Consider the following 20,706-nt stretch of genomic DNA (forward strand, 5'->3'; position numbering starts at 1 on the left):
CGCCTGAATAACATAGGTCAATCCCATGTTATCCAGACGTTATGCAGAGTGATCAGCGCAAATTATGCACTGGTTATCTGATAGATCATTTGTTCATTTATACCAAACGTGTTGCAATTTCTTCTTTCAATTGAGCGATAATTTCATCGACCGGTTTCATGCCCAGATCGCCTTCTCCACGCTTACGCACGGATACGGCTTCTGCATTACGCTCATTCTCACCAACAACAAACATATAAGGCATTTTCTCAAGCTGCGCCTCACGGATTTTATATCCAAGCTTCTCGTTCCGCAGATCGGCTTCAGCAGAGATTCCCGCACGTTTCAGTTTCGCTTCCACTTCACGCGCATAATCGTCGAAGTTTCCGGATACCGGGATCACTTTTGCCTGTACCGGAGACAACCACAATGGGAAAGCTCCTGCAAAGTTCTCCAGCAAGAATGCTGTGAAACGTTCCATTGTACTAATTACACCGCGGTGAATAACGACTGGACGATGTTTCTGTCCGTCATCGCCCACATATTCAAGTTCAAAGCGCTCAGGCAACAGGAAGTCCAGTTGAACCGTAGACAATGTCTCTTCTTTGCCCAGAGCTGTTTTGATCTGAACATCCAGCTTCGGACCGTAGAACGCCGCTTCACCTTCTGCTTCATAGAATGGAAGGTCAAGCTCTTCCACAACTTCACGCAGCATGCGTTGGGACATTTCCCACATCTCGTCGTTCTGGAAGTATTTCTCAGTATCCTGCGGATCACGATAGGACAGACGGAAACGGTATTCGTTGATACCGAAATCCTTATAGACTGTTTGAATCAACTCGATAACACGAGCGAACTCTTCTTTGATCTGATCCGGGCGTGCAAAAATGTGTGAGTCGTTCAGTGTCATCGCACGTACACGGTGCAGACCTGTTAACGCCCCCGACATTTCATAACGGTGCATCATACCAAGCTCTGCAATACGGATTGGCAGATCACGGTAGCTGTGCATGCTGGACTTGTACACCATCATATGGTGAGGACAGTTCATTGGACGGAGAACAAGTTCCTCGTTATCCATTACCATTTTCGGGAACATATCTTCCTGGTAGTGCTCCCAGTGTCCAGATGTTTTGTACAATTCCACGTTACCCAGAACTGGTGTGTATACATGCTGGTATCCCAGGCTTTCTTCCAGATCCACAATATAACGCTCCAGAGTACGGCGCAGCTTCGCACCGTTAGGCAACCAGATTGGCAAGCCTTGACCGACCAGTTGGGAGAATGTGAACATTTCCAGCTCTTTACCCAACTTACGGTGATCCCGTTTTTTAGCTTCTTCGAGGAAGTGCAAATGCTCGTCCAGCTGTGCTTTTTTCACAAAAGCCGTACCATAGATACGTTGAAGCATTTTGTTTTTGCTATCTCCACGCCAGTAAGCACCCGCGACATTCATCAGTTTGAACACTTTGATTTTGCTAGTTGATGGTACGTGAGGGCCACGACACAAGTCGAAGAATTCACCTTGCTCATAAATCGTAATCACGCTGTCCGCTGGCAAATCACGAATCAACTCAAGTTTGTAAGGATCGCCCACTTCTTCGAACGTTTTGATCGCGTCCTCGCGGCTAACTTCCTTACGTACAATTGGCAAGTTCTCATTCACAATACGTTCCATTTCCTTCTCGATCTTTTGCAGATCTTCAGGATTGAGCGCATGTTCGAGGTCCATATCATAGTAGAAACCATCTTCAATGACAGGGCCGATACCGAGTCGTACCTCTTTGTTACCATATAAACGTTTCACTGCTTGAGCCATCAAGTGAGCTGTACTATGACGCATCACTTCAAGTCCTTCTGGTGAATCCAGAGTTACGATCTCCACCAATGCTCCCTCATGAAGTGTTGTGGACAAGTCCACCACGATACCATCCAGTTTGCCGGCTACGGCATTTTTGCGCAATCCGCTGCTAATTGAAGCGGCTACGTCCTCAATGCTGCTGCCATCCGCGTACTCACGTACCGAACCATCCGGTAATTTAATGTTCACTGCCATTTGTCTCATTCCTCCTGTTAATGTAACCTTTGTGTCCAGATATTTATGGACTGATTATCTATTGCTATTCCAGTCATTTTGCAAAGGAACGCAAAAAACACCCGTCCCGGCAAAGGGACGAGTGATATATACTCGTGGTTCCACCCTAATTCAGCTGATTCATCCCTATTCGGAAATACAGCCCTCATTGGCATGACGATAACGGGCATGACCCGGCAGATCCTTACTCGCGGATAATCCCCAATAAAGGCGATATTCTAACTCCACTTTCAAAATTGCAGCTACAAAGGGGTAAACCATACGTGATATCCGGAGGAAATTTCAGCCTTGGTTCCTCTCTCTGCACCGATCTTGCGTGTGGTTGTTGTCTTTGTCAACGCTTTTGGTTCAATGGTTCACATGAAAAATTCATGGATCAACAGTTATTATAATTGCCGAGATCACTTGCGTCAAGACCTGTCAACAATCCTGAGCGCAGCACTTCGCATTCCGGGCAATGATGACATATTTGCACTTTGTCTTCAAAGATCTGGCATATGGTCGAGATGATTGGCAGATCCGGGGTACGTGTATGGAGCATGACCTTCTCAGGAGAGATCGAGATGAGTGTACTTACAATCATATCTTCAATATCCATCTCCAGTTCCAGACCCGGCATTTCCACAACGACCTGTTCATCCTTTTGCACGGGTAACAGATTAAGTCCAGCATCCAGGACCTGAAATTCATGCATTCCCTTGTGTACAAGATGAACCAGAGGTACTTTGGCTTCTTGAAAAAACACAAAATATTTTAACAACCCCATAAACTCTTCATACTGCCGATCCATCCAGAACTCATCCAGCGCATACTCCACTAATTCCTGAAGCTCCTGCTTATATGGCCGTATGCGGAAGTTGATAATGCCTTCAAGGTGAAAAAAGTGAACATCCTCCAGGTCCTGCCGTAGTCCACTGGCTAACGTAGTACGGCGGCGCTCCCGAAGTCCAGGCTGATCCAGATCACCATTTAATAGAAGTGGCATGCAGATTCGATTGACCTTTTCCACCTCATGCTCATCCATGACAGAACACGCCTTGGCGATCATATCCTCCACCATGCTCCGTTCTTGTGTCTCCATAATGAAGTCGGCGAGTCCAAGGGAGAGCAGATCACTGATCCGGGGAAGCCATTGCTGGAAGTCTTCGTGATTCTCATTCCCTCTGCACACCCAGGTTGCTCTTCCATCATTATGTTTGAAGGTGAGCCGAAATCCTCTTTTACTTATATGTAAACCTTTGGTTTTTTCCTTGACACAACGATAAAATTGATCCGCTTCCTCTTGCCCCGATACATCGGTCCATACAGCAAACAGTTCCACAAGAATCACTCCTTTCCTTCCTGTTCAAAGTATATGGCAAGGCCGATGGGGATATACGAAGCGGATTGATGGAAAGCGTGTCATGATTTCTCAGTATATTATAAAGAGGTTTGGAGTTAAGACAAAAATGTGTTATTATTTTAATAACAGTATATTTCACGGGAAAGGAGGGAAGCCAAAATGAGACAACAACCTAGAATACTCCACTACACTATCATTATCATTTTGTGCGTTTTCCAAGCCTTGTGCTTCCCTATTCCGATGCAGACCGAATCTGCCGTTGGGGTGTCTGTAGAAGCAACTTCCAACAAGGAAGTGCTGTTGCAAATACCCGAACCCCAGCAGAAACCTGTCATTCGCAAATACCCACAAGTTATGTCCAAGCTGATTGCGGTTACGCATAATAAGCCTGTCTTTCTTGTCCTCGCATTGGTATTGATGCTGCGAATCCCTACAACGGGTCTGTCCTTTAAACCGTGGTATTGTCTGTTTAAACGCAGATTATTTCTGCTACCTATTAAGTTTACCAGCATGTATGTATCCCTCACCCCTATAGCACCAAAATACGTGAACGCTCTTCACTAGCCGTTACGACGTATTTACAGGTTGCTTTTGCATGAAGACACCTCTGTAATTAAAGACGGTGCGCTTGTGCATAACTTATAACCCTTTTAGCACACGTTAGATAAACCTATGTTTATGACAGTACCTATTTTTGTTGTACCCACACCGACAAATTCAAATCATATGGCTGTGTCAGGAATTTCTGGCTCTGTTTACCCGCATCTTTTGATGTTCCCTTGAGCAGCAGATTAATCATTTTCGGGAAATAAGCCTGTCTTCTATGGCCAGCCCCTAATTATAAGGAGGCAACAATCCATGGATGTACGCGAAACAGACTTGCCGGGAATCGGCAAAAAATTTCAGATTGAAACAAGCAGCGGTGATAAAATTGTCATTATTATTCACGATGACGGTCGCCGGGAAATGTACCACTTCGAGTATGATGATCCCGATCAAAGCATCTCGATGATCACACTTGACGATTACGAAGCACGACAGATTGCTGCTATTGTTGGCGGATTAACTTACAAACCAAAACAGCTTGAAAATATTGAAGTAACGTTTGACGACCTGATTATCGAGTGGTACAAAATCGAACCATCCTTCGGAAGTATCGGTAAATCCATCGGTGAATTGGACGTACGTCAAAACTCTGGGGCAACGGTTATCGCCGTTGTAGAGAAAAATCACAAAAAACATATCAGCCCAGGTCCGGAGGTAGTTATCAGTGCAGAATCCACGGTGGTAGCCGTTGGCGAACGCAATCAGCAGAAACTGTTTAAATCCCTCCTCCTGACTGGAAGGGGGTAAATAGATGGATCATTTGATATTCGAAGTAGGTCTGGCCCTTGTGCTTATTGCAGCAGCCGGCCTTTTATCGGCAAAACTAAGATTTTCGGTCGTTCCATTTTATATTCTGATCGGGATGGCCGTGGGGCCACATGCCATGAAAATCTGGCATCTGGACTTCCGTTTTATTGAGAGTCAGCCTTTTATTGAATTTATGGGTCGGATCGGTATCCTGTTCCTTCTCTTCTACCTTGGACTTGAATTCTCGGTAGGTCGTTTAATTAAATCGGGTCGCTCTATTGCAGTTGGCGGCTCGATCTACATCGGCATTAACTTTACGCTGGGATTAATATTCGGTTTTGTGTCCGGTTTCCCAGTTGCAGAAGCACTTATTATCGCAGGTATAACTACCATCTCTTCCAGTGCCATTGTGGCCAAGGTACTCGTTGATTTGAAACGAACGGCCAACCCGGAAACAGAGATGATATTGGGTATTATTATGTTCGAAGATGTATTCCTCGCTGTATATATCTCGATCTTGTCCGGACTTGTGCTTAGTGATTCATCCTCCATCGGAGGCGTCATCATGTCTGCACTTATTGCCCTCGGATTCATGCTTATCGTGATTATCCTTGGACGCAAAGCAACACCGCTACTAAACAAATTGCTTAAAATTCGATCGAATGAGCTATTCTCTCTAGTTGTATTTGGAGCCTTGTTCCTGGTAGCTGGTTTCTCTGAAACTATTCATGTTGCCGAAGCGATTGGTGCATTACTGGTTGGTCTGGTGCTTGCTGAAACAGAACACGCGAAACGGATTGAGCACTTGATTCTACCGTTCCGTGACTTCTTCGGAGCAATCTTCTTCTTCAGCTTTGGATTGTCCATTGATCCGTTGTCCTTGGGTGGCGATGCCGTATGGTTAGCTCTGATTGCAGTTGTTATTACATTGTTCGGTAACTTCCTGGCGGGTATGCTGGCTGGGCGCAGTGCAGGACTATCACCCAAAGCATCGGCGAATATTGGATTAACCATTGTGTCACGGGGTGAGTTTTCCATCATCTTGGCGAACATGGGTAAAGCCGGGGGACTGTTGCCAATGATTCAACCGTTTGCCGCGCTGTATGTCCTAATTCTGGCCATTCTGGGTCCTTTATTAACCAAAGAGTCCAAACATGTATTCCGTTTATTGGATAAAATATTCAAGTTCAAAGATCCTCGGAAAAAGAAAGAAGAACCAAAGGTGCTGCAGAAAGAAGGATAACACCTATGTCTGTACAGAACAGACATACTAACGTACTTCGCGGCTCTTACGCCGATCTTTCTGTGACTAACCCAGGGAGAATGGCTCGAAAGCCGCACTAAGGAGGATGACCTATGAAAGCACCTCTGATATCGGCTAATCCGGTGCCAAACACCGCCAAGACCAGGATATCGTCTACCCGCCGCTGGTTAAACCTGTTTCTCGTTATTGCGGGCGGAATTCTGGCCTCCGTGGGACTTGAATTGTTCTTACACCCCAATAAGATTATTATTGGAGGCATTACAGGCATTTCCTCACTCTTCGCCCACTGGACCGAAATGAGGATTGGTTTGTTCCTATTTTTATTCAATGTGCCGTTTATATTTCTGTCTTACAAGATTGTGCAGAAGAAATTTGTACTGGTTACTGTTCTAGGTCTGGTTGTCTTTTCGATCGGTGCCATTGTGCTTCATCCCATGCCGCCACTTGTAGAGCATCCGCTGGCTGCCGCCATGTTTGGCGGATTATGCCTCGGACTCGGAATTGGACTCGTCGTGCGGTATGGCGGGACACTGGATACGCTGGAAATCGGTGATCCGTCTTCCCGCCCACCTGAACGTGTGTTTAGCGGAAAACGGATGCTTATCGAAAAAATAATCATGCTGCTTAACTTGTTGATACTGACAGCCGCTGGTGTTGTCTTTGGCTGGGACCAAGCGATGTATTCCGTAATCGCCTACCTTATTGCTTATGAAATGGTGTACATTGCGTTCAGGGGCTTCTCTTCCAAACGCAAAGTATGCATTTTGACTACACAAAGCTCTCAAGTTGAAAAAGCTGTACGCAAACGGCTACGCCGTGAACCTGGAATTCTGGAAGCCACTTCTGACTCAACACAACTCGCGATGGCGGAAGGATGGATCAGGCAAATCCCGGGTGCACTTTATTATGAGGTACATGTGCTGGAGATGATCTGGTTGAAGTCCATTGTGCGTCACATTGATCCACATGCGGGTATTGTAACGAATCCGGAAAAATAAAAAAACGCTCTCTTCCCCTATGGATGGACAGTATTGTCCACCAAGGTCAGAGAGCGTTTTTTTCTGTTATTATAATTAATTGATATTATAGTTCAACGATAGCTTTGACTACATGTGAATCTGGCAAAAGCCATTGATCTATTGCAGTAGGTAACTCATCAAATTCCACGCGGTGTGTGATATACCCATCCATGCTTAATTTCTTTTGACGCAAGGTCGACAGGACTTGTTCAAAATCTTCACGGGTTGCGTTTCGACTGCCCAGGATACTCATCTCCCGCTTGTGAAATTCGGGGTCATGAAAAGTAATATCCGCTTTCACCAGTCCTACAAAAATGAGTTGACCACTATGCGCCACATATTGTATAGCCTCATTCATGGAATTCACGTTACCTGTTGCATCGAAGACAGCTGTAGCATAGTCGCCTCCCGTAATTTCAGCCACTTGTTGTACAGCATGTTCATTGGCCTGTACCAGGTCATCCGCTCCAGCCCAAGTCCGGCTAAGCTCCAGCCTGTCCAGATTACGATCAACGGCAATAACACGCGCCCCCGCCTGTTTGGCAAATGCCATCACACCCAATCCAATGGGGCCAGCTCCAATCACAACTACATGCTCACCAGGTTTAATTCCTGCTCTTCTGACGGCATGGGCTCCAATGCTTAATGGTTCTACCATTGCCGTCTCATCCAGCGTCAAACCTTCTGCTGAGAGCAGATGTGAGACAGGCACGCTGATTTTTTCTCTCATGCCTCCGTCTACGTGCACACCCATGACTTGCATGGACGCACAACAATTGGTTTTTCCACTGCGACATGCAATACAGTGACCGCAGTGCAGATACGGAATAATACTTACCTGATCCCCAGGCTGTAATCCTGCGTCGTTCGAACCGATTTCTTCAATAACAGCCGCCAGTTCATGACCCAGAACACGAGGATAGGTAAAGAATGGCTGGTTGCCTTTGTACGCATGCAGATCCGTTCCACAGATCCCAATCCGCCGAATGACAACCAGCGCCTCTCCTTCTGCTCGTTCCGGTTGAGGCAGGTCCTGGAGCTTCAATTGATCTATTTCTTCACACACAATGGCTCTCATCAATGTTCCCCCTTGGATGCTTCTGCTGTCGTGTTGCTTGGCTTCGTATTATATTCAGGTCGTCCGCTTGACCAAGTCTCGTTATGCAATGGAGCCAGAATGCGCAGCACTTCATCCAGCAGGCTCTGATCGATCGGTTCTTCAATCCAAGCAGCGTTATTAACAATATTGTGATGATTGGCACTGCTCACCAGTGTTGTCGGAATTCGTTCATTCGACGTGGAGAATTGCACGGCCAACTTGGCAATGTCACTGCCTTGTTCTGCACAGAAGCGGGCAGCCTTCAGGCAGAGCTCTTTCACCCGATCATCTGCCGGATGCCAGGCAGGAGCCCCTCGGGTACTCAACAAGCCCATAGAAAGAGGCGAAGCATTGACGAGACCAATTTCTTTTTTTTCCAACAGGGGCAATAACGATAATAATGAGGTATCATTCAATGAATAATGACAATACGAGATGATCGCATCCGCATCGATCTGTGGCAGAACCTTCTCAAACAATGGTAAGGGCAATCCACAAATGCCCGCATGTCGTATAACTCCCTGCTCTTTCAGACGCAGCAACGTTGGAAAGGCTTCTTCTACGATGATCTCTGCTGGCACAAATTCAATATCATGCAGGAACAGAATGTCGATATAGTCTGTATGCAGTCGATCCAGGCTCTCTTGCACGCTATCCAGAATCCGCTGACGTGAAAAATCAAACTCATTTTCCCCATACCGTCCGGCTTTGGTTGATAACATATATGAACTACGCGGCAAGCTGCGGATAGCTTCACCCAACACGGTCTCCGCTTTTGTCAGCCCGTAGTAAGGCGAAACGTCTATGTAATTCATCCCCGCATCTACGGCCGCATGTACAGTGCGAATCCCTTCGTCCCGGTCAATGTCACGAAATACAGAACCGAGTGAGGATGCTCCAAAACTCAATACAGGTACGTCCAGTTCCGTCTTGCCAAGTATTCTTCTCTTCATCGGTTTACCCCTTCCAGCGTGTCTGACTACACAAGTTCCCTTTCATTGTAACAGTTCAATTTCAATATAAAATATCGCCAATTGCGTAACATGTACTGTTTGATGACCTCGAACCGCAGAAAGAAATCAAAAAACCCGCCGTCTCTCCAAACGGAGTAGTCAGCGGGCTTGGCTTCATAAATACTTATCTAACGATCAAAGTTTATAAAGAGTAGTATTGAATTAATTAGAATTAGTTCTGCATTACGAAATCTTCATGTACGGCATTTTCTTCGTCGAACATGCGCACAATCTCGTATCGGGTGTTACGTTGTGCCGGAATATAACCGGACTCTCGAATCAAACGCAGAATGGATTCAATGTTAACTTTGTAAGTTGCACCAGCAGCAGATACAACGTTCTCTTCGATCATCGTGCTACCGAAGTCATTACAACCAAATTCAAGCGACTTCTTACCGATCTCAGGACCCATGGTTACCCAAGAGGATTGAATGTTCTTGATATTATCCAGCACCAGTCGGCTGATGGCTACAGTCTTCAAGTACTCTTCCGGAGTCTGACGCTCCAGCTTAAGGTTGGTATTGTCTGGCTGGAAAGTCCAAGGAATAAACGCCAGGAAACCTTCGGAGTCATACTTGTTCGCAATACATTCGTCCTGAGCTTCACGTACACGGAGCAAGTGTAATGCACGCTCTTCCATCGATTCACCAAGTCCGATAACCATCGTTGCCGTGGTGTTCATACCGATGCGGTGTGCAGTTTGCATAACGTCCATCCAATCCCGCCATGAACCTTTCAAACGGCTGATCTTCCGACGTGTGCGGTCATCCAGAATTTCGGCACCGCCACCAGGCAAGGAATCCAGTCCAGCTTCGTGAATAGCACGAACAACCTCTTCCAATGTAAGGCCATCGGATACTTCAACCATTTTCATAATCTCCGCTGGGGAGAAAGAGTGCATCGTGATGTTTGGGAAACGCTCTTTGATGGCTTTCAACAGGTCTGTATAATAGTTGAAAGGCAAGTTTGGATTCGTTCCACCTTGCATCAAAATCTCGGTACCATTCACATCTTCCGTTTCCTGAATCTTCTGGAAAATAACTTCGTCCGGGAGCACATAACCTTCATCCGAACCAGGTCTGCGGTAGAAAGCACAAAAACGGCAGTACACATCACACACGTTTGTGTAGTTGACGTTACGCCCAATTACAAATGTTCTGTATGGTTCAGGGTGCATGCGTTTCATAATGACATTAGCAGCTGCCCCGATTTTGTCCACTTCATTGGATTCAAATAACTGAATCGTGTCTTCCAAGTCCAAACGTTCGCCCCGAAGGGCTTTATCTAAGATACGGTCTACCGTACTCATCGTAAAAAAGCCTCCCTCATGAAGAGAAATTATATAACGATCCGTCCCAACTTGTTCAAGAGAAGCAAGTTCTGGTGGCAACATCGTATTTCTGTACTCCACATATCGTAACACAGGTTACATGTGAAAAAAAGCACCTTATGTACAGGTGCTTTAAAAATAAGTAAAAATTTTTACATATGGAAAAGAATTAGTTCGAACTTAAGTGATACGCATCGGCGGATTCGGGCATCCATTTTTGTTAGGATTCCTGAAGTGCTTGTTCCAAATCTACAATCAGATCTTCGATGTCTTCCAGACCCACCGAGAAACGCAGCAACCCATCTGTAATGCCTCGGTCACGGCGAACCTCAGCCGGCATTGCCGCATGAGACATCATCGCTGGGTAAGACAGAATGCTCTCCACAGCTCCCAAGCTTACAGCGACAATGGGTAGCTTCACCCGGTTAAGAACTGCTTTTGCGCGATCGCCTGAACCAACGTCAAACGAAACGACAGCTCCATACCCCGTTGACTGGCGCTCATGTGCCTCACGGCCCGGATGATCCTCCAGTCCAGGATAAAAGACAGCGGTAATATCACTGCGCTCATTAAGCCAAGCCGCCAGTTTGGCTGTGCTCTGTTCGCTGTGAGCCATGCGAGCTCCCAAGGTTTTCATGCCGCGCATCAGAAGCCAGGATTCTTGAGCCCCAAGTACAGTTCCGAGTCCATTTTGCAACTGTTTCAGTTGTACGCCAAGTGATTCCGTGCGAGCAACGGCTAACCCTGCCAGTACATCACTGTGACCTCCGAGAAACTTCGTAGCACTATGTACGACGATATCCACACCAAGCTCAATTGGACGCTGATAGTAAGGTGTCATAAAAGTGTTATCCAGAATCGTGATCAGGTCATGTTCCTTCGACCAGTCAGTCACAGCAGCGATATCCGTGATTCGCAGTGTCGGGTTGGACGGTGTTTCCATATAAACTGCCTTGGTGTTCGGCTTGAGCGCCGCTTTTACTTCATCTATATTGGTCATGTCTACAAAGGTCGTCTCGATCTGCATACGGCTCAATATGGAAGTAAGCAAACGATACGTACCTCCATATACATCTTCCGTTACAATCATGTGATCCCCTGCGGAGAACATCATGAACACGCTGGATATCGCGGCCATTCCCGATGAATAGGCGAATCCTCGTGCACCGCCCTCCAGCAGTGTGATGTAATCTTCCAAAGCCTGACGTGTCGGATTACCCGAACGACTGTAATCATGTTGAGGCGGATTGAAGATATCAAAATGATGGAATGTTGATGCTTGGTAGATCGGTACACTGGACGCTCCAGTCGTTTTGTCAATCTCATCTCCAAAATGGAGCAATTTGGTATCAAATTTTAACTCGGATTTGGGCTTGTTGTTGGACTCACTCATGAGTGCACGCCTCCTTCCACTTCCTGTTGTGCAACTGTCAGAGCATTGCCGAGATCTGCAATCAGATCATCTGCATGTTCAATGCCTACGGAGAACCGGAGCAAACGGTCATCCACACCTACGGCTTCACGAATTTCAAGCGGAATATCCGCATGAGTCTGTACTGCGGGATAAGTCATGAGTGATTCAACTCCGCCGAGACTTTCGGCAAAAGCAATGAGTTGGATATGACGCAGCAACGGTTCAACATAACGTGCATCCTTCACTTTGAAAGAGAAGATACCTGTATTACCCGTGGATTGTTTGTTCTGTATCTCATACCCCGGGTGATCGGATAGACCTGGATGATACACTTCAACCACCGCTGGGTGCTCAAGCAAGTATTTGGCAATAGTAAGTGCATTGTGCTCATGACGCTCCATGCGAAGAGCCAGCGTTTTCATACCTTTCATCAACTGGTAGGAGTCACTTGGAGATAATACCGCTCCAATGGAATTATGCAGGAACGCCATCTCAGCAGATAATGCCTCACCCTTGGTAATAATTAGTCCGGCGAGCACATCATTATGTCCACCCAGATATTTGGTAGCGCTATGAATGATGATATCGGCACCCAGTTCAATCGGACGTTGGAAAAATGGAGTCAGCAACGTGTTGTCAACAATGGTCAACAGGTTGTAACTTTTCGCCCAGGAAGCGACAGCTTCCACATCTGTGATCATCATCAACGGATTGGTTGGTGTCTCAATAAATACAGCTTTGGTATTCGGCTGACGAACATTTTCCAGTGCTGCAATGTCATTTGTATCCACATAACTTGCGGTTACACCGAAACGGGACAAGATGCGTTCAAGCAGACGATAGGTTCCGCCGTATAGATCCAGCGATACAATCAGATGATCCCCTTGACCGAACATGGCAAAGATGGTTTGTAGCGCGGCCATACCTGAGCTACAGGCAAATCCTGCATCACCGGACTCCAGCGCTGCGGCCGCCTCTTCCAACACTTTGCGAGTTGGGTTGGTCGTACGAATATAATCAAACCCCGTGCTTTGTCCAAGCTTCGGGTGGCGAAACGCAGTGGATTGATAGATCGGAAAGTTAATGGCGCCTGTAACCGGTTCATTGATGGACCCAATTTGTGCTAAGCGGCTTTCGATTTTCAACTTGTTGTTGTCTTCCATTGCTGCATCCTCCTGTAATCTCGATTAGATTTGCGGGCCAATATCGTAAGGTGTTTCTTGATACACATAGTAATTGAGCCAGTTAGAGAATAATAAGTTGGCATGAGCGCGCCAAGTAGCTGGTGGCACACGGGAAGGATCGTCATTCGGATAATAATGTCTAGGCAATGCGATATCCAACCCTTTAGCTGTATCCCGGTCATACTCCCACTTTAATGAGAACGGGTCATACTCGGCATGTCCTGTGGCAAAAATCTGTTTGCCGTCTCTGGTAGCAACCAGGAAGATCCCCGCTTCCTCAGATTCAGCCAAAATCTCTAATTTCTCATTCTTTTCAATATCTTCGCGTCTCACTTCCGTATGACGGGAATGTGGAACGTTGAATACTTCATCGAATCCACGCAACAACGGAACATGTGGTTTGTTGATGGTATGTGGGAAAACGCCAAAACACTTTTCATCAAGTGCAACCTTGGGTACGTCAAAATGATGGTACAAACCTGCCTGGGAAGCCCAACATATGTGGAGGGTTGAAGTCACATTGGTTTTAGTCCATTCGAAGATCTCCTGGATTTCATTCCAATAGTTCACGTCTTCGAAATCCATCTGTTCCACAGGGGCGCCCGTAATGATCATTCCATCGAAACGACGGTGTTCAATCTCATCAAAGGTTTTATAGAACAGATCCAAATACTCCTGAGACGTATTCTTCGACGTATGGGATTTGGGATGTACGAGAACGACATCCACCTGAATAGGCGTGTTTCCCACCAGACGAAGCAATTGTGTTTCGGTCGTTTCCTTTGTGGGCATCAGGTTTAATATAGCGATACGGAGTGGACGAATATCCTGCTGATATGCAGAAGTTTCATCCATGACGAAGATATTCTCTCCTTCAAGTACTTCTTTTGCTGGTAGCGTATCGGGTATTTTGATTGGCATAGTAAGTCTAACTCCTCCTTGTGCATAGATAGATGCAGCCACCCCTGGCTTGATGTCTTCACATCAATACAGTTATAGACTGCCTTGAGCTTGTAAAAACATTGAATTGCTCTTTCATCCAACGTTACAAACAACCTCAAGTTCCTTAGCGAAAATCACTGCTGAGAAGTCGGGGCATATGACAAAGACCTTCCTCGGATTTCGAGAAAGGTCATATGTAAAATAGATATGCGCCTCTCTCATCTCTCAGTTACAACAGTGCCACCTGACACTTAGTCGCTGCAAGAATTAGCACCGTGCGGTATACCGCCGGTTGCCGGGTTTCATCGGGCCAGTCCCTCCACCTACTCTTGATAAGATTTCGCTGTATTAGATTGTAATTAAATATGGTTCACCGTCTACTTTATTACATTAATGCCCTCACGTCAAGATGCAGTTCGATGTCTGCTTCCCAGATCGGAACCGTTCATCATCCGTTGTCATACACTGCCTCAGGGCGCGAAATAGACACATTTTTGCGCTTGAAAGCACCTTGTACCAGCGGTATACTAAACAAGGTGTTATAAACCCTTATGTGAGAGGTGACATATTAAATGGATGGCGACCCGAGGCCTGACTGGCAGCCGAATTCCGACAAACTGCATAGAGAACTGACATCAGCATGCCGGCAGCGGGACGTGACTTCCGTTTGATTATATAGTGAACGCAGCCCTGATCTCCAGGCTCCGCTGCCGACCGGCTGATTTGTTCTTTTTGCGCCCATAATGATAATATCCGCCAAGTTGGCGGGTGCAGAAGGAGTAGATTAACGATGAAAATCCGGTTGGTAAACAACGGTGTATTTATTCCGGTGGACGACATTCAGCAGGCGCTGACTCCACCAGCGGAAGGATTTTACTGGATTGATGCAGACGTAGACGATTTGGCGGTACTTCAGCCGCTGTTCTTGATGCATGATCTGGCTGTAGAAGACTGTCTTAGTGACGAAGAACAACGTCCGAAGATTGAAATTTATGAGAACCATTATTTTATTGTGATTAATAGCATCCGTTTTGATGATGAAGAGATATTTCTACGTGCGGTCAACTTATTCCTTGGCAGACATTTCATTATTAGTGTTACCAAGCACAAGATCAGCGAATTGCGCACACTGAAACCGATCCTGTGGGAACAGGAAATCAGTACACCGGATCGTCTGCTGTATTTGCTGGTTGACTTGATTGTTGATAATTATTTCACCGTAGGTGACCGAATTGAAGCACGAATCGAGAAGCTTGAGGAAGACATTCTGATGCACACCAAAAAGTCACATTTGAGTGAAATTATCGGGCTGCGCAGTGAGATTCTGTGGCTGAAGAAAGTGCTCGGACCTCAGAAAGAGGTCATTAATACACTCAACAAAAAAGATCTGCGTCTCATCGATGATCAACTGCAAAAGTATTTCAGTGACATCTATGAGAATGCCGTAAAAATATCTGAAACCTTTGAGACATATCGCGACCTGATGGGCAACTTGCGAGAAGCCTACCAATCCAGTATTGCGAACCGGGCGAATGAGATCATGCGTGTATTTACCGCCATTACCACGGTCTTCATGCCGCTGACGGTCATTACCGGTATATACGGCATGAACTTTACGAATATGCCAGAGCTTAACTGGAAATACAGTTATTTTGTTGTGATTGGCCTGATGGTTACCCTGGGCCTGAGCATGTTCTTCATTTTCCGCAAGAAAGACTGGGTATGAACTCGTATGAAATAAGAAAGACGAAGCGCTCCTCCGGGAGAAACGCCTCGTCTTTTTTCATTTCTGATCATTAACCAACATTCTTCTCTGTCTCTGCGTGCCGACGGAAGCGGATTCGAATCATGCGCAGTCTTTCATAGACCTGCTCCAGACTTCCTCCATCGGGTTTCTCTCCTCCATACACCTTATGTAATACTGGCTTCAGGAACGTATCTCCCAGCTCCTCATACGCACTCCATACGGCCTCTTGTTCGTTCTCTGGCATCACTGCCAGCTCCACATCAAGAAGACAATCGGTGTCATAACCTTCGTGATCCAGTGCCTCTAACAGCTCAACCAACTCGCGTCGGGATAATCCGGATCGATTAACAATCTCCTCTAACGTATACCCTTCCTTCATGCCTTCAAGCACCTGCTTACGCGTGGTGAACTTATCAAGTTCCTGCTTGTACTTCTGCTCTCTCTGCTTGTATAACCAACTCTCATACTCTTCTTCCTTCAGCGCCGTGTATACCCAGTCCAGCGGGAATGTCGTTGAACGTTCCAACCCGTTTGTAATCTCCATCCATTCCGTACCATACTCAGTTGCTTTGCTCTCTCCTACGCCCGGAAGTTGCATCAGTTCATCCAGCGATTGCGGAACAAAGGCACTGATCAAACGCAACAGACGATTCGTTGCAATAAAATACGGTGCCTTCCGGTCAGACACAGCTCTCTTCCTGCGCCATGTGCACAGATCCGTATATAATTGCTCATTGCCGTATAACTCACTGTAACAATGGAGCCGCTGTCCACCATAACTGCGTGACTTCAGATCATCATTCTCATGAAATAACCCCTGCAACTGCGGTCGGTACCCCTCACTCATCTGTATGGCAAGCTGATGACGGTAAATATGAAGCAGCTCCTCCCAAGAAGTCCCTTCATACCAGATGCTGTCCTCACGCTCTCCTTCCTCGTAGCGACTCCATCCCAGCTGCCAACTATCTTCCTCTTCCCCAATCCATAACTGTGCATACTCTGCATTCTGATCTGACATTCTGGACAATCTGTTCATGAAAATGACTTCCATTTTCGTTCCCTCCCTTTGAATATTCAGCTTATACGAGTTAAAGATGCTACCTATAGGCAGCACAAAAAAACACCCCTCCTGCAAAATCCATGCAAGAGAGGTGCTTCCTCATTAACCGTACTATGCTGTTGCCCATATCATACCACAATGGTAAAATTCGTCAATCCCTTAATGACCTACTTATTCAATGCCAACTTGGCAAGCGCCAGTGAACCACACAGACCCGCATTGTCACCAAGTCCTGGTGAAATAACATACTGGTCAATGTCGGATTGAAGTGCCGGATGCTGAACGTATCCAGCCAGCAACTCCTGCAGTTTGCTACGAACCATCGGGAACAGGTGCTCCTGCTTCATTACTCCTCCACCCATGACAATTTTCTGCGGAGAGAGAATCAGAACATAGTTCATCAGGGCGTGTGCCAGGTAATGTGCTTCGATCTCCCAAGATTTATGATCTGCAGGCAGTTCATAAGCCGGTTGCTCCCAACGTTTGTTAATGGCTGGACCTGCTGCAAGGCCTTCGAGGCAGTCACCATGATACGGACAGAAACCCTCGTATGTATCCTCCGGATGTCTGCGTACAATGATATGTCCCATCTCTGGATGTGACAATCCATGGACCATTTTACCGCCAACCACAGCACCTGCACCAATACCTGTACCCACAGTGATATACAGACAGCTCTCAAGACCTTGTGCAGCGCCCCAGGTTGCTTCTCCAAGTGCCGCACCATTCACATCCGTATCAAATGTCATCGGCACATCAAAATGCTCCTTGAGCTTGCCAATCACGTTATACTGTCCCCAATGTGGTTTAGGTGTTGTTGTGATATAGCCATATGTTGGGCTTCCTTCAATCGGATCAATCGGACCGAATGAACCTACACCCAGAGCTTCAATGCCTTTGCCTTCAAAAAATGAAATCACTTGAGCCATGGTCTCTTCCGGTGTTGTTGTTGGAAAACTTACGCGTTCCAGAACTTCTCCGTTTTCTGTGCCAATACCACATACAAATTTGGTTCCGCCTGCTTCAATTGCGCCTAAGATCGTCATGTTAGTCACACTCCCAAGTTAGTTTAAAAAGGAATTCAAATTGCTTTACTTGATGACACGATAATTACCCTGCTACTTGTTCTCCAGCTTGGACAATCGTTTCATTAACGTTTGCCTCCAGCTGTCTGACAGCGCAGGAATGGCCAGCAACGCCTGAATACCTTCGACATTTTCTTTCCCCTGATGCATGATTCGATTGGCTTCAAGAACCGTCATTGAGGCTGGATCGGTGCTGATCCGTCGAAATATCGATAAAGGCCCTACCTCACCTTCTTGCAGTACACGAAAGTAAAAGCCGGTATATCCACTCTCCTGAAAATAAACAGGCAGCTCCTTATAGTCATACCTCACACCCAGCTTGAAGCAAGGTTGTCTGGGCTGACTGACCTGCACTGTGGCTTCGCCCAACTCGTACACATCACCAATCCGTACGTCTTCTTCGGCACAGCCTTCAACCGTCAGATTTTCTCCACAAGCTCCCCAATCCAGCTTGCGATTCATCAGTTGTTCCAGCGCCGGATAACGACTGTAATCGTATACACAAACGGCTTTGTCAGGGCCGCCATGATGCACCAGATCCGCCTGCGCGTCCCCTGTCATTCCAGTGAATGACAGGAAAACCGCGTCGGATACAGGATGTTTCACAATGCCGCTCAGCACTTCACGCTTCTGCCCAGGGAGCAGTTGCGGCAGTCCTACATTAATGGCCAGAACAGCTGTATTGCCCTCCCCTGGCTTTCGATCAGATGTGAGTGTCATTTGCGTCATACCTCCCATAATCACTTTCTTTTAACGCACAGAGCCGCCAAATACGAGTGTATTACTCAATAGCCGACCTGGAGAAGTCAGCATTTTGCCCCCGGCATACATACCCGAGGAAGCACCGCCATCCAGATTCATGGCCTGTTTGGCACCAAGCTTCTGCATCACTGCTGCCCACTCCTTGATTGTTGCTCCGGAAACGGTAGCCAGCATAACAGAGCCGTCCGCCATGATCGCAATACCACTTCTGGCTCCGGAAGCATTAAGAATCTTGGCATCCTTGAAACCTTCGCTCGTCGGATTGACAGCTACCTTACCGTCTTTTACCAGACGGGGTCCTGCCCCAACAGCAGTCACTACATCTTGCCAAGGGATCTCTTTGCCTGCTGCGTTCGTATACTTATAATTCATTTCTACGGTCGAACCAACGGTGAAACGGTCCGAAGAAGACTTCTGATTACCTGTGAAGACCAGTACCGAGCCATTCTTAGGAATCGCTACATTGGTATTGGGCACTTTTTTGGTCACGATACCTTTCTCCATAACAACCGCAGTGCCACCTTTGAACCCTACTGTGGCACCTCGTTCAGGGGTATACAGCATTGTTATGCTCGCGTTCGCTGAAGGTGTTCGATTAATAAAGGTTGCATACCAACTGCGTGATTTACCTTTTGTATCCGTTACTTTACCTGTCAAACTCACCTGAAGTGAGTCCATGATCGCCGAGCCGTCTTCCTTAAATCCGATGGATGTTCCGTATCTTCCAATATGTATGACCTTACCATTTGCTATTAACATACCGTATGGATCTGGTGCTCCGTTATATGCTTCAAAAAACGCTCCGTTAATGGCTGCTTGCGCACCATAGGCTTTCACAATCGATGGCAATGTTGCCGTCTGGCCAACTTGCTTCTTCGCGAGTCCCACGGTAACCGGTGTTCCCTTTGGAATCGAAACGGTCTGTACGGTAAAATTACGTCCTGCTGCTTTTACTTTCTGTACTTTGGTGCTAATTGCTGCTTTGGCATCCACTGTCTGTGGTGCACTAACTGCTCCCGAAAGAATTACGGGCAAGGCCAGGACGAGGGCCATAGCCCCTGTCCACCACTTTTTGCCTGTTCGTACGTTCTTCATGTTGCTCACCCTATTGCCACTCCCATCCAAGAGCCAAGGCTCTTCATCTCAAGTTGTTCAAACTTGTCCATCACCATATCCGGATCAAGACGCAATTCACAGATATCCAGCGCACAGGCAACCGGAACAGCACAATGAATCTCTGCCAGTTTGCGGGACAGATGAAGCATGTCCAGATCATTCTCAATCTTGTTACGCACCGAAGGGGTCAGTTTATCCATGTTGCTCAGAATCCCTTCAATGGAGCCGTATTCCTGTACAAGCTTCAACGCTGTTTTCTCACCAATTCCCCGTACTCCGGGATAATTGTCGCTGGCATCTCCCATCAGACCCTTCATGTCAATCACTTGACGAGGTGTCAGTTGTTTCTCAGCCATGAGCGTTTCAGGGTTGTACACCATGTAGTTGCCATGGCCTTTTTTCATAATAATGATACTTGTGCGGTCATTGATCAGTTGCAACATGTCGTGGTCACCCGTCAGTACCATAACATTCATATCGGTCTCTTCGGTATAATACTTCGCAAGCGTCCCGATGCAATCGTCGGCTTCGAATCCTTGTGCACCTATATTCGGAATACCCAGGCTATCCATGACTTCACGAATCAGAGCAAATTGGGGAATCAGGTCATCCGGAGCTTCGGCCCGGTTGCCTTTGTAGGCTGCATATTCTTCACCGCGGAACGTCTTACCGCCCATATCCCAACAACATACGACATGACTTGGCCCAAAAGTCTGAACCGCATCCCAGAAATAACGGATAAATCCGTAGACTGCGTTGGTAGGCAATCCTGCCTTTGTACGTCTGATATATCCGCTTGCAGATGTCGCATAAAAAGCACGGAACAACACCGCCATACCGTCTACCAGCAACAAAGTAGGTTCATTACGTTGATTCACTTGAATTTGTTCTCTCCTATCTAA

The 20,706-nt window shown here is 46.7% G+C and carries 18 protein-coding genes and 1 riboswitch; of the genes, 5 read left to right on the plus strand and 13 right to left on the minus strand.

Annotation, left to right across the window (positions count from 1 at the left end):
- Positions 1–97: 97 nt before the first annotated feature.
- Complete coding sequence (gene thrS, locus MHB71_RS16155) at positions 98–2,035, minus strand: threonine--tRNA ligase (RefSeq protein ID WP_036610058.1); 1,938 nt, start codon at positions 2,033–2,035, stop codon at positions 98–100.
- A gap of 415 nt (positions 2,036–2,450) precedes the next feature.
- On the minus strand, positions 2,451–3,404 hold the full coding sequence (locus MHB71_RS16160) for a putative sporulation protein YtxC (RefSeq protein WP_051447153.1): 954 nt from the start codon (positions 3,402–3,404) through the stop codon (positions 2,451–2,453).
- A gap of 171 nt (positions 3,405–3,575) precedes the next feature.
- Between MHB71_RS16160 and MHB71_RS16165 the strand changes: the two genes are divergently transcribed.
- From MHB71_RS16165 to MHB71_RS16180, 4 genes are all read left to right on the plus strand, one after another.
- Positions 3,576–3,980, plus strand: a complete 405-nt coding sequence (locus MHB71_RS16165; protein WP_338708227.1) for a hypothetical protein — start codon at positions 3,576–3,578, stop codon at positions 3,978–3,980.
- A 294-nt stretch (positions 3,981–4,274) separates the two neighbouring features.
- The gene (locus MHB71_RS16170) at positions 4,275–4,769 is read left to right on the plus strand and encodes a cation:proton antiporter regulatory subunit (RefSeq protein WP_036610059.1); all 495 of its coding nucleotides are present in this window, start codon (positions 4,275–4,277) and stop codon (positions 4,767–4,769) included.
- A 4-nt stretch (positions 4,770–4,773) separates the two neighbouring features.
- A complete protein-coding gene (locus MHB71_RS16175) occupies positions 4,774–6,012 on the plus strand; it encodes a cation:proton antiporter (RefSeq protein ID WP_036610060.1) in 1,239 nt (412 codons plus the stop codon).
- A 113-nt stretch (positions 6,013–6,125) separates the two neighbouring features.
- Positions 6,126–7,031: a YitT family protein gene (locus MHB71_RS16180; protein ID WP_051447155.1), complete on the plus strand. Its 906-nt coding sequence runs from the start codon at positions 6,126–6,128 to the stop codon at positions 7,029–7,031.
- A gap of 85 nt (positions 7,032–7,116) precedes the next feature.
- Here MHB71_RS16180 and MHB71_RS16185 read toward each other — a convergent pair whose 3' ends face one another.
- The 6 genes from MHB71_RS16185 to metA form a co-directional block, all read right to left on the minus strand.
- Positions 7,117–8,130, minus strand: a complete 1,014-nt coding sequence (locus MHB71_RS16185) for a zinc-binding alcohol dehydrogenase family protein (protein ID WP_340026913.1) — start codon at positions 8,128–8,130, stop codon at positions 7,117–7,119.
- Complete coding sequence (locus MHB71_RS16190; RefSeq protein WP_340026914.1) at positions 8,130–9,104, minus strand: aldo/keto reductase; 975 nt, start codon at positions 9,102–9,104, stop codon at positions 8,130–8,132. Before MHB71_RS16190 ends, MHB71_RS16185 begins: the two co-directional genes overlap by 1 nt.
- Before the next feature lie 232 nt (positions 9,105–9,336).
- Positions 9,337–10,473 carry a cyclic dehypoxanthinyl futalosine synthase gene (mqnC, locus tag MHB71_RS16195; RefSeq protein ID WP_340026915.1) on the minus strand — a complete coding sequence of 379 codons (1,137 nt, stop codon included), beginning with the start codon at positions 10,471–10,473 and terminating at the stop codon, positions 9,337–9,339.
- A 241-nt stretch (positions 10,474–10,714) separates the two neighbouring features.
- The gene (locus MHB71_RS16200) at positions 10,715–11,887 is read right to left on the minus strand and encodes an aminotransferase class I/II-fold pyridoxal phosphate-dependent enzyme (protein ID WP_340026916.1); all 1,173 of its coding nucleotides are present in this window, start codon (positions 11,885–11,887) and stop codon (positions 10,715–10,717) included.
- On the minus strand, positions 11,884–13,071 hold the full coding sequence (locus MHB71_RS16205; protein WP_340026917.1) for a PLP-dependent transferase: 1,188 nt from the start codon (positions 13,069–13,071) through the stop codon (positions 11,884–11,886). Before MHB71_RS16205 ends, MHB71_RS16200 begins: the two co-directional genes overlap by 4 nt.
- A gap of 24 nt (positions 13,072–13,095) precedes the next feature.
- The gene (metA, locus tag MHB71_RS16210) at positions 13,096–14,013 is read right to left on the minus strand and encodes a homoserine O-succinyltransferase (RefSeq protein ID WP_340026918.1); all 918 of its coding nucleotides are present in this window, start codon (positions 14,011–14,013) and stop codon (positions 13,096–13,098) included.
- A gap of 236 nt (positions 14,014–14,249) precedes the next feature.
- Positions 14,250–14,373: riboswitch (SAM riboswitch) on the minus strand.
- Between the two features lie 451 nt (positions 14,374–14,824).
- Between metA and corA the strand changes: the two genes are divergently transcribed.
- Positions 14,825–15,760 carry a magnesium/cobalt transporter CorA gene (gene corA / locus MHB71_RS16215; RefSeq protein ID WP_036610074.1) on the plus strand — a complete coding sequence of 312 codons (936 nt, stop codon included), beginning with the start codon at positions 14,825–14,827 and terminating at the stop codon, positions 15,758–15,760.
- A gap of 70 nt (positions 15,761–15,830) precedes the next feature.
- Here the strand turns inward: corA and MHB71_RS16220 are convergent, their stop codons facing one another.
- From MHB71_RS16220 to MHB71_RS16240, 5 genes are all read right to left on the minus strand, one after another.
- On the minus strand, positions 15,831–16,832 hold the full coding sequence (locus MHB71_RS16220) for an HRDC domain-containing protein (protein WP_047844208.1): 1,002 nt from the start codon (positions 16,830–16,832) through the stop codon (positions 15,831–15,833).
- Positions 16,833–17,008: 176 nt separating this feature from the next.
- Complete coding sequence (locus tag MHB71_RS16225) at positions 17,009–17,887, minus strand: ROK family protein (RefSeq protein WP_340026919.1); 879 nt, start codon at positions 17,885–17,887, stop codon at positions 17,009–17,011.
- 72 nt (positions 17,888–17,959) lie between these two features.
- Positions 17,960–18,646, minus strand: coding sequence for an MOSC domain-containing protein (locus MHB71_RS16230; RefSeq protein WP_340026920.1), 687 nt, complete (start codon positions 18,644–18,646; stop codon positions 17,960–17,962).
- A gap of 30 nt (positions 18,647–18,676) precedes the next feature.
- Positions 18,677–19,783 (minus strand): phosphodiester glycosidase family protein, encoded by a 1,107-nt coding sequence (locus MHB71_RS16235; protein ID WP_301291341.1) that lies wholly within the window; start codon positions 19,781–19,783, stop codon positions 18,677–18,679.
- A 5-nt stretch (positions 19,784–19,788) separates the two neighbouring features.
- Entirely contained in the window at positions 19,789–20,682 is an 894-nt protein-coding gene (locus MHB71_RS16240; RefSeq protein ID WP_017689620.1) for a 5'-3' exonuclease H3TH domain-containing protein, read from the minus strand.
- Positions 20,683–20,706: the final 24 nt, after the last annotated feature.

The sequence above is a fragment of the Paenibacillus sp. FSL H7-0940 genome (genome assembly GCF_037979415.1).
Taxonomy (GTDB): domain Bacteria; phylum Bacillota; class Bacilli; order Paenibacillales; family Paenibacillaceae; genus Paenibacillus; species Paenibacillus amylolyticus.